Raw genomic sequence first — 9,300 nt, 5'->3', positions numbered from 1 at the left:
CGCAGAACGCGGACAGCTTCCGAAAAGCAACAGTCGGCAGCGCAGGAACCGGAGGAAAAGACGATGACCGCGCCAGGCGATTTGCAGCAGGCAGTGTTTCTCAGGCTGAGAAGCGACGCATCGCTGTCGGCCTTGTTGGGCGGCGCCGGACTGCTCGAACGGCCAACCGACAACGCCGCTTTTCCGTACGTGACCTGCGGCCATACCTCCGCTTTCGACTGGGATACGGGCATCGAGAACACTGACGATCAGTTGATTACGCTGCATGTCTGGTCGAAAGCCCATGGTGATGCCGAAACGCTAGCCATCATGGCCGCCATCCAGGTGCGCCTTGCCGACGCAGCATTGGTGATCGGCCCTCGCGGCCAGACACGACTGTCGCTGGAATTTGCCGAAGCCCGCCATGACGAGGATCTGCTCGTGCATCACGGGCTGCTGCGTTTTCGCGCGATGACGCAGGAAAATGCCTGATGCGCTTTCAATATGGTCAAAACGGAGTCTAGACTGGACTTTCGCGGGATTTCGCCTGTTCGAGGCGGTGAAATCCCAGGTTGACTGTCTCGCGTTGCAGGGGTGTGGCGAGGATGTTTTCAGCGGCGTTCACCGTTCATTTCACGTTCAGCACCGATGCGTTACAACGCCGGTCATGAAAACGCTTCGCTCCCACTTCCGAACCGCGACACTGGCGCTTTGTGCTGCCGGGCTGTTTGCGTCGCAGGCGATGGCGATGCCGGTCATCGCGCCGCCCGACCTTGCCAGTCCGATCGTACTGGCGGCCTCCGATTGCTACGCCATCGGCCAACAGGTGGCTGAGCAGAATGGCGGAACGCTGGCCAAGGCCTCGCAATCGACGCGCGGCGGTCAGCCTGTCTGTGTCATCGTCGTGCTCGTTCCGGGCAAGGACGGACAACGTCCGCGCCGTTCCGAGATCGTCGTTCCGCTGAACTGATCCAATCAATCTTAGGCTACGTTTCCCAGGCCGCCGGAATCGGCCTATATCTGCCCCAGTTTTCAATCCTACAAAGCTCTTCCATCCGACAAAGCTCTTCAACAGGTATCGAACTCCGCATGCGTGTACTGGTCGTCGAAGATGACAAGGATCTCAATCGGCAGATATCGGATGCGCTGGTCGATGCCGGCTATGTCGTCGACCGCGCCTTCGACGGCGAGGAAGGCCATTTCCTCGGCGACACCGAGCCCTATGACGCGGTCGTGCTCGATATCGGCCTGCCGCAGATGGACGGCATCAGCGTGGTCGAGCGCTGGCGACGCGGCGGCCGCAAGATGCCGGTGCTGATCCTGACGGCGCGCGACCGCTGGAGCGACAAGGTTTCCGGCATCGATGCCGGCGCCGACGACTACGTCACCAAGCCGTTCCACATCGAGGAGGTGCTGGCGAGGCTACGGGCTCTGATCCGGCGCGCTGCCGGCCATGCCTCGTCCGAGCTGACCTGCGGACCGCTGCGCCTCGACACCAAGGCCTCCAAGGCCGATGTCGGCGGCGTGCCGCTGAAGCTGACGTCGCACGAATTCCGCCTGCTTGCCTATCTGATGCACCATATGGGCGAGGTCGTCTCGCGGACCGAACTGGTCGAGCATCTCTACGATCAGGATTTCGACCGCGATTCCAACACCATCGAGGTGTTTGTCGGGCGGCTGCGCAAGAAGATGGGCATCGACATGATCGAAACCGTGCGCGGCATGGGCTACCGCATGCGTGAGCCGGAGGCGTAACTCGGAACCGCTCAAACCAACCGCAAGGACGCCGCTTTCGCTGCGTTTGTGGCCGCGTTCGCTGACGTTCCGCGTCATCGCCTTTTCCACGGTCTGGGCGATCGTGACGCTCGTTGTCATCTTCACCTTGATCACCACCCTATACCGCCAAGCCAGCGAGCGCGGCTTCGACAGCCTGCTTTCGGCGCATCTGTTCAACCTGATCGGTTCGATCGGCATCTCCGACAGCGGTGCGCTGACCGGCGCGCCAGATCTCGGCGACCTCCGGTTCTCGGAGCCGAATTCGGGCTGGTACTGGTCGGTTGAGCCCGCTTCGGAAGGCGTGCATGGCGATCTCCATTCGTCGTCGATGACCACGACGATCCCGTCACCGAGCGTTGCCGAGGTGCCGTTCAACGCGAGCTTCCAGCGCAGCTACGCAGCCGAAGGCATCGACGGCGAGCAACTCGAAGTGTTCGAGAGCGAATTCGTCCTCGACGCCAAGAACCGCGCCGCGCGTTTCCGCGTCATGGGCAACCAGAGCGAACTCGAACAGGAAATCGCCACCTTTCAGCGCCGCCTGCTGACCTATCTCAGCCTGTTCGGCGTCGGCATGATCGCCATCAACGCGATCGCAATCCTGCTCGGCCTGCAGCCGCTGCGCCGGGTCAGGAACGCGCTCGCCATGGTGCGCGAAGGCACCGCCCAGAGGCTCGACGGCCGCTTCCCGGCCGAGATCGAACCGCTTGCCAACGAAACCAATGCGCTGATCGAAAACAACAGGCGCATCGTCGAGCGGTCGCGAACACAGGTCGGCAATCTCGCCCATTCGCTGAAGACGCCGCTGGCGGTACTGCTCAACGAGGGCCGCGCGCTCGGCGGCGCCAAGGGGCAGTTGATCGCCGAACAGGCGGCTTCCATGCAGAAGCAGGTCGAACACTATCTCCAGCGCGCCCGCGTCGCGGCACAACGCGACAGCGTCGTCTACCGCACGCCGGTGACGCCGCTGGTGCAGCGCATGGTGCGGGTTCTGCGGAAGCTCAATCCGCAGACAAATCTGTCGCTGTCGCTGCCGGCGGGCGAGATCGTCTTCGCCGGCGAGCGCGAGGACCTTGAGGAACTGCTGGGCAATCTCCTTGAAAACGCGATGAAATGGGCAAAGAGCGCGGTGCAGGTCTCGATCGTGCCCTTGACCGGCAAGGACGACCCGGCCGGCCTGTTCGAGATCGGCATAGAGGATGACGGTCCGGGCATTCCCGAGGACAAGGCTCGCGAGGCGCTGAAGCGCGGACGGCGTCTGGACGAGACAAAGCCCGGAACAGGTCTGGGCCTGGCCATTGTCGCAGACCTCGTCAACGAGTATGGAGGCGTTCTGGCGCTCGAACGGTCCGGTATGGGCGGATTGAAGGCGGTGGTGCGATTGCGGAGCCTTCAGTGATGTTCACCAGAGCCGATCGACATAGAGGGGCGGGAGATGTTGTTGGCGGCATGTCCATTGGTCCCGCAGCGGCCAGCGGCCAAATTTCCGACAAATATCAATATTATGGCCACGCCGACTTCTCGATGACGCGGCCCCCGGCGCATCCATGGCAGGCTCCAACTCAAGAAAACCGGTTGTTGGCATGAAGATTCGCGTCGCGCTTGTTTCCGCATTGCTGGCTGTTTCCGGCTGCACCACCTTGAGCGGCAAGGGTCCAACCGTGGCAGCGACACCGGCCTCGACACCTCCTTCCAGCGGCAAGGTGACCACGACGATCATTTCGGCGATGGGCGGCGGCCTCATCAGCGGGGCGATCGGCAACGGCCTCAGCGAGACCGAGAAGCGCAGCGCGCTCGAGGCTGAGTACAAAGCGCTGGAATACACGACCAGCGGCCAGAAGGTGACGTGGAAAGGCGCCCAGGCTTCGCGCTACGGCGAGGTGGTTCCGGCCCAGCCCTACCGCGTCGGTTCGCAGGACTGCCGCCAGTACACGCAGACGGTGTTTTCCGGCGGCGCCGGAGTCACGGCGCGCGGAACCGCTTGCCGCAACGCCGATGGCAGCTGGACGCCGCTGACCTGACGACCGTCTGCCGACGATTGGCGGCTGGCGTCGTCAAAGCGTCGCAGCATGCATCTGTTGGCACGGCAGAGCTCTGCCGTTATTGGAAGAACCATGCTGTTCTGGGTCATAGCCGCCATTCTCACGCTGGGTGCAAGCCTGGCGGTGCTGTTGCCGCTGGCCGCCAGCGCGAAGGGCGCGTCGTCGAGCGGCGAACATGATCTCGAAGTCTATCGCGACCAACTGTCCGAGCTTGACCGCGACGCCGCGCGTGGCTTGATCCAGCCGGCCGAAGCGGCCGAAGCCCGCGCCGAGATCGCTCGCCGCATCCTTCGCCTTGACAATGCGGGTACCGCCGGTGGCGCAAACGCGGGCCGAGCGCCGGCCACCGCAAGGCTGGTGGCAACCGTAGCCGTGCTGGCGGTGCCGCTGGTCAGTTGGGGGCTCTACGTCAAGCTTGGCTCTCCCGACCTGCCGTCACAACCGCTCAGCGAGCGGTTGGCCAAGAATCCCGCCGACAGTTCGGTCGACGAACTGGTGGCGCGGGCCGAAGCCCATCTGGCCGCCAATCCCACCGATGGCAGGGGCTGGGACGTGCTTGCCCCGGTCTATCTGCGCATGCAGCGCTTTTCCGACGCGGCGGATGCCTATCGCAACGCCATTCGGCTTGATGGCGACAGCGCCGTTCGCCAGGCCGGTCTCGGAGAGGCGATCGCCGGCGCGGCAGGCGGCATTGTCTCGGCCGATGCCCAGGATGCTTTCGAGGCAGCCCTGAAGCTCGATCCGGCCAATGCGAAGGCCAGTTTCTACCTGGCCATGGCGTTGGCGCAGGAGGGTCGCGCCAAGGAAGCGACCACGGCATGGCAGGCGATGCTGGGCAGATTGCCGCCGGACTCGCCATGGCGCGGTGCCGTCGAGCAGGCGCTGGCCAAGTCCGGCAACCCCGAAGTGGCTTCTGGCGACGCCGCCAACGGCCCCGATGCCGGCGATATCGACGCCGCATCCTCGATGTCGCCGCAGGATCGGGAAGCCATGATCAACACCATGGTTGCCGGCCTTGACGACAAACTGCGGCAAAATCCGCACGACCCGGAAGGATGGATGCGGCTCGTTCGTTCCTATGTCGTGCTTGGCAAGGCCGATCAGGCGCGTGAGGCGCTCGGTCGCGCCATTGCCGTCTTTGGGGCCGACAGTGACCAGGCGAAGAAGTTCACCGCCTTTGCCGCTTCGCTTGGGCTTGCGGCGACGGAGTAGAACAAGACATGACGCGCAAGCAGAAACGATTGTCGGTGATCGCGGGCGGCCTGGTCTTCCTGGGTGCCGCGACCGGGCTGACTTTCTACGCGCTTGGCCAGAAGGCCTCCTATTTCTACATGCCGGCCGATCTCACCACGGCAAGCGTCCAGCCTGGCCAGCGCATCCGGTTGGGTGGATTGGTCGAAAAAGGCACGATCCAGCGCGGGCAGGGGGCCACGGTCGGCTTTTCGGTCACCGACACGCACAAATCGGTCAAGGTCACCTATACCGGCATCCTGCCCGACCTTTTCCGCGAAGAGCAGGGCGTCATCACCGAGGGTAGTTTCGGCCCGGACGGGGTTTTTGTTGCCGATAGCGTGCTGGCCAAGCATGATGAGCGCTATATGCCCAAGGAGGTTGCGGACGGCCTCAAGGCCAAGGGCGTGTGGCAGGAGAGCAAGAGTGAATAGCTCCGGCAGGAGAGCGACAGTGGATCACGGGCATGGTTGAAACCGGACATTTCGCCCTCGTCCTGGCGTTTGCGCTTTCGCTGGTGCAGACGCTCGTGCCGCTGTTTGGCGCACGCCTGAACAACCAGCGCCTGATGGCCGTCGGGGGTCCGGTCGCGGTGACCGGCTTCGCCTTGACGGCGCTGTCTTTCGCAGCGCTGGCGAGTGCCTATGCGAGCTCCGATTTCTCGGTGGCAAGCGTGTGGGAAAACTCGCATTCCTTGCAGCCGTTGATCTACAAGATCACCGGAACCTGGGGCAATCATGAAGGCTCGATGCTGCTTTGGGTGTTGATCCTGACCTTCTTCGGCGCACTCGTCGCCGCTTTCGGCTCCAACCTGCCGGCGACGCTGCGCGCCAATGTGCTTGCGGTGCAAGGCGCCATCGGCGCCGCCTTCTTCCTGTTCATCCTGGCGACGTCCAATCCGTTCATCCGGCTCAACCCGGCGCCGATCGAAGGCCGCGATCTCAACCCGATCCTGCAGGATCTCGGCCTCGCCATCCACCCGCCGTTCCTCTATCTCGGCTATGTCGGCTTCTCGATCTGTTTTTCCTTCTCGGTCGCCGCTCTCATCGAAGGCCGCATCGACGCGTCCTGGGCGCGCTGGGTGCGGCCGTGGACGCTGGTCGCCTGGATGTTCCTGACCGGCGGCATCGCCATGGGATCGTACTGGGCCTATTATGAACTTGGCTGGGGCGGTTTCTGGTTCTGGGATCCAGTCGAGAACGCGTCTTTCATGCCGTGGCTGGCGGGCACCGCGCTGCTCCATTCGGCCATTGTCATGGAAAAGCGCTCGGCGCTGAAGATCTGGACGCTGCTGCTCGCCAGCCTGACCTTTTCGCTGTCGCTGCTCGGCACCTTCCTCGTGCGTTCGGGCGTGCTGACCTCGGTGCATGCCTTTGCAACCGATCCGACCCGGGGCGTGTTTATCCTGTGCATCCTGACGTTGTTTATCGGCGGCTCGCTGGCGCTGTTTGCGCTGCGCGCTTCCCGGTTGACGACCGGCGGCCTGTTCCACCCGATTTCCCGAGAAGGGGCACTCGTCCTCAACAATCTGTTCCTGACCACGGCGACGGCGACCGTGCTTGTCGGCACACTCTATCCGCTCGCTGTCGAAGCCTTTTCAGCCGACAAGATCTCGGTCGGCGCGCCGTTCTTCAATCTCACCTTCGGGCCGCTGATGGTGCCGCTGCTGCTCGTGGTTCCGTTCGGGCCGTTGCTGGCCTGGAAGCGCGGCGATGTCTTCGCCGTCGCGCAGCGCCTGATGGTGGCCTTTGCTGCGGCACTGCTGGCGACGCTGGTCACCGCTCTGTTCATCGACGGCGGCTCGGTGTTCGCAGCCCTGGGCGTAGGCCTTGCCGTCTGGCTGATCCTTGGCGCGCTCACCGATCTCGCCGTCAAATCCGGCTTTCGGACCGTCGCAACGGGGATCATGGTCCGGCGCTTGCTCGGCTTGCCGCGCTCGGTCTTCGGCACAGCCTTCGCTCACCTCGGCCTCGGCCTGACCACGCTCGGCATCGTCGGCACACTTTGCTTCGGCACCGAGAAGATCCTGTCGATGCATGCCGGCGAGACCGTCGAACTGTCCGGCCATACGCTGCGTTTCGTCGGGCTTTATCCGGCCCAGGGACCGAATTACAGCGAGGATCGCGGCCGCTTCGAGCTGATCGGCGTCAGCGGCAGCCCTGTTGGCGAAATCAGCTCCGCCAAGCGGTTTTATCCGGTGCGGCAGATGACGACGACGGAATCCGGCATCAGGACGATCGGTTTCTCGCAGCTCTACATCTCGCTCGGCGACGAGGGCAAAGACGGTTCGGTCGTCGTGCGTTTGTGGTGGAAGCCGCTGGTGACGTTGATCTGGGGCGGTGGCCTGATGATGATGGCGGGCGCGGCGATGTCGCTGATGGACCGGCGCCTGCGCGTCGGCGCGCCGTCGCGACGGCGCAAGCAGGCGAGCGTGGTGCCATCCGCGACCCTGCCATGAACGCACGGCTTTCGCTGACCTCCATTATCCTGCTGCTGGCGCTGTTTTTTGCCGGCACGGCCTTGGCGGTGAAGCCTGACGAGATGCTGCCTGATCCTGCACTTGAGGCGCGGGCTCGGGCGCTTTCGGAAGGCTTGCGCTGCATGGTCTGCCAGAACCAGTCGATCGACGAATCCGATGCCGACCTTGCCCGCGACCTGCGCGTCCTCGTGCGTCAGCGCCTCGTCGCCGGCGACACTGACCAGCAGGTCATGGACTACGTGGTTTCGCGCTATGGCGAGTTCGTGCTGCTCAAGCCGCGTTTCGACCTGCGCAATGCATTGCTGTGGGGCACGCCTGTCCTGCTGTTGCTGGTGGGAGGCGTTTTCATCGTGCTGACCGCGCGGTCGCGTCGCTCGACGGCAACCAATGCGCTGACCACTGAGGAACAGGCGGCGCTGGACAAGATACTAGGCAATTAGCTCGGCCATTCCTCCGAGGGCCAGTCCCGCGACGTGTGAATGACGCGCAGGATAACGACGCACTGACGGCCAGCGATCGGGCGCAACTCATAAGCAATGATGTACGGCGGGCGGCCGATGAACGTCTCATATGTGCCTGTTACCCGGCCTGGCCGGCCCGTCGCCATATCACCAAGGCCTCGGCCCATTTCACGAATACGATCCGCCAGGCGTGCTTGCTGTCATTTATGAAAGCCTTGTGCTGAGTTGTGTACAAGATAGCGCATAGGGCATCGCGGCCAACGGGTTTGTGCGTCTCCCGACCCCAAAACATTACCAAAGTTTCATGTGTCGGAAATGGCGCTGTAATGTGCGCCACTCTAATTCTCTTGCTTGAGGATGCCCATCAGCAGCGTCCATTTGGAAAGAGGATACGAGATCCATGAATATTGCCCCCCGTTCATATTCCGTCACCCGCAAGCGTCTCATGGCTGCCGTCGCGTCTGTAGCCGTGGCCGGTGCGATCGGCGTCGGTGCGCTGACCAGCGGAACCAGCCCTGTTCTGGCCGATGCCGTGCGCGTCGAGGCGCCGCAGGTACCGGGCTTCGCCGATGTCGTCGAGCGGGTTTCTCCCGCTGTTGTCAGCGTCAAGGTCAAGGCCAAGATCAGCCCGGCCGCCGATGACGGCTCGGACCCGTCCGACGATCAGGATGGCATGAACAACCTGCCCAACAATCCGCAACTGCGCCGCTTCTTCAAGGAATTCCGTGGATTTGGTGATCAGGACGGCCAGGGTGGCGGCAACAGGCGCTTCAGCCATCGCGACCGCAACAACGACCAGCCGCGGCCGGTTGCACAAGGTTCCGGCTTCTTCATCTCGGATGACGGCTATCTCGTCACCAACAACCACGTCGTTTCGGAAGGCTCGGCCTTCACCGTGGTGATGAATGACGGCAAGGAACTCGACGCCAAGCTGATCGGCACCGACCCGCGCACCGATCTCGCCGTGCTCAAGGTCGATGGCGTCGGCAAGTTTACCTATGTCGACTTCGCCGATGACTCCAAGGTTCGCGTCGGCGACTGGGTGGTGGCCGTCGGCAATCCGTTCGGCCTTGGTGGCACCGTCACCGCCGGCATCGTCTCCGCCCGCGGCCGCGACATCGGCGCTGGCCCTTATGACGACTTCATCCAGATCGACGCATCGGTCAACCGCGGCAATTCTGGCGGCCCGACCTTCAACCTCAACGGCCAGGTCGTCGGCATCAACACCGCGATCTTCTCGCCGTCCGGCGGCAGCGTCGGCATCGCCTTCGACATTCCCGCTTCGACCGCCAAGCAGGTCGTTCAGGACCTGATGAAGAGCGGTTCCGTTCAGCGC

At 63.4% G+C, this 9,300-nt stretch carries 10 protein-coding genes and 1 pseudogene; 10 read left to right on the top strand and 1 reads right to left on the bottom strand.

Annotated features, from left to right (window positions below; genetic code table 11):
• The 9 genes from EN884_RS14450 to EN884_RS14410 form a co-directional block, all read left to right on the top strand.
• Positions 1-471: DUF3168 domain-containing protein (locus tag EN884_RS14450; RefSeq protein WP_245491932.1), on the top strand; the 471-nt coding region annotated here is incomplete at its 5' end.
• Between the two features lie 175 nt (positions 472-646).
• Complete coding sequence (locus tag EN884_RS14445; RefSeq protein ID WP_013532640.1) at positions 647-949, top strand: hypothetical protein; 303 nt, start codon at positions 647-649, stop codon at positions 947-949.
• 119 nt (positions 950-1,068) lie between these two features.
• Positions 1,069-1,734: a response regulator transcription factor gene (locus EN884_RS14440; RefSeq protein WP_013532639.1), complete on the top strand. Its 666-nt coding sequence runs from the start codon at positions 1,069-1,071 to the stop codon at positions 1,732-1,734.
• Complete coding sequence (locus EN884_RS14435) at positions 1,718-3,151, top strand: ATP-binding protein (RefSeq protein ID WP_013532638.1); 1,434 nt, start codon at positions 1,718-1,720, stop codon at positions 3,149-3,151. The genes EN884_RS14440 and EN884_RS14435 overlap by 17 nt, the downstream gene beginning before the upstream one ends.
• 184 nt (positions 3,152-3,335) lie before the next feature.
• Positions 3,336-3,773 carry a hypothetical protein gene (locus EN884_RS14430; RefSeq protein WP_013532637.1) on the top strand — a complete coding sequence of 146 codons (438 nt, stop codon included), beginning with the start codon at positions 3,336-3,338 and terminating at the stop codon, positions 3,771-3,773.
• 93 nt (positions 3,774-3,866) lie between these two features.
• Positions 3,867-5,006, top strand: a complete 1,140-nt coding sequence (ccmI, locus tag EN884_RS14425) for a c-type cytochrome biogenesis protein CcmI (protein WP_013532636.1) — start codon at positions 3,867-3,869, stop codon at positions 5,004-5,006.
• An 8-nt stretch (positions 5,007-5,014) separates the two neighbouring features.
• A complete protein-coding gene (gene ccmE, locus EN884_RS14420) occupies positions 5,015-5,458 on the top strand; it encodes a cytochrome c maturation protein CcmE (protein ID WP_013532635.1) in 444 nt (147 codons plus the stop codon).
• Between the two features lie 32 nt (positions 5,459-5,490).
• A complete protein-coding gene (locus EN884_RS14415; protein WP_128360595.1) occupies positions 5,491-7,482 on the top strand; it encodes a heme lyase CcmF/NrfE family subunit in 1,992 nt (663 codons plus the stop codon).
• Complete coding sequence (locus EN884_RS14410; protein ID WP_013532633.1) at positions 7,479-7,943, top strand: cytochrome c-type biogenesis protein; 465 nt, start codon at positions 7,479-7,481, stop codon at positions 7,941-7,943. Before EN884_RS14415 ends, EN884_RS14410 begins: the two co-directional genes overlap by 4 nt.
• Here the strand turns inward: EN884_RS14410 and EN884_RS14405 are convergent.
• Positions 7,940-8,158, bottom strand: a pseudogene (locus EN884_RS14405) (type II toxin-antitoxin system RelE/ParE family toxin); the annotation flags it as partial. The gene EN884_RS14410 and the pseudogene EN884_RS14405 overlap by 4 nt on opposite strands.
• Positions 8,159-8,364: 206 nt before the next feature.
• Between EN884_RS14405 and EN884_RS14400 the strand changes: the two are divergent.
• Positions 8,365-9,300 (top strand): trypsin-like peptidase domain-containing protein (locus EN884_RS14400; protein WP_128360594.1); only part of this gene is annotated, 936 nt, incomplete at its 3' end.

The organism is Mesorhizobium sp. M7A.F.Ca.AU.001.01.1.1 (assembly GCF_004022735.1).
Classification (GTDB): domain Bacteria; phylum Pseudomonadota; class Alphaproteobacteria; order Rhizobiales; family Rhizobiaceae; genus Mesorhizobium; species Mesorhizobium ciceri.
Note: the sequence above shows the minus strand (reverse complement) of the source record. Positions and strands in the feature narration are given on the sequence as shown.

Coding starts and splice junctions, on each gene's coding strand:
- EN884_RS14410 (WP_013532633.1), top strand. CDS start 7,479: ATGAACGCACGGCTTTCGCTGACCTCCATTATCCTGCTGCTGGCGCTG.
- ccmE (WP_013532635.1), top strand. CDS start 5,015: ATGACGCGCAAGCAGAAACGATTGTCGGTGATCGCGGGCGGCCTGGTC.
- ccmI (WP_013532636.1), top strand. CDS start 3,867: ATGCTGTTCTGGGTCATAGCCGCCATTCTCACGCTGGGTGCAAGCCTG.
- EN884_RS14440 (WP_013532639.1), top strand. CDS start 1,069: ATGCGTGTACTGGTCGTCGAAGATGACAAGGATCTCAATCGGCAGATA.
- EN884_RS14415 (WP_128360595.1), top strand. CDS start 5,491: ATGGTTGAAACCGGACATTTCGCCCTCGTCCTGGCGTTTGCGCTTTCG.
- EN884_RS14430 (WP_013532637.1), top strand. CDS start 3,336: ATGAAGATTCGCGTCGCGCTTGTTTCCGCATTGCTGGCTGTTTCCGGC.
- EN884_RS14445 (WP_013532640.1), top strand. CDS start 647: ATGAAAACGCTTCGCTCCCACTTCCGAACCGCGACACTGGCGCTTTGT.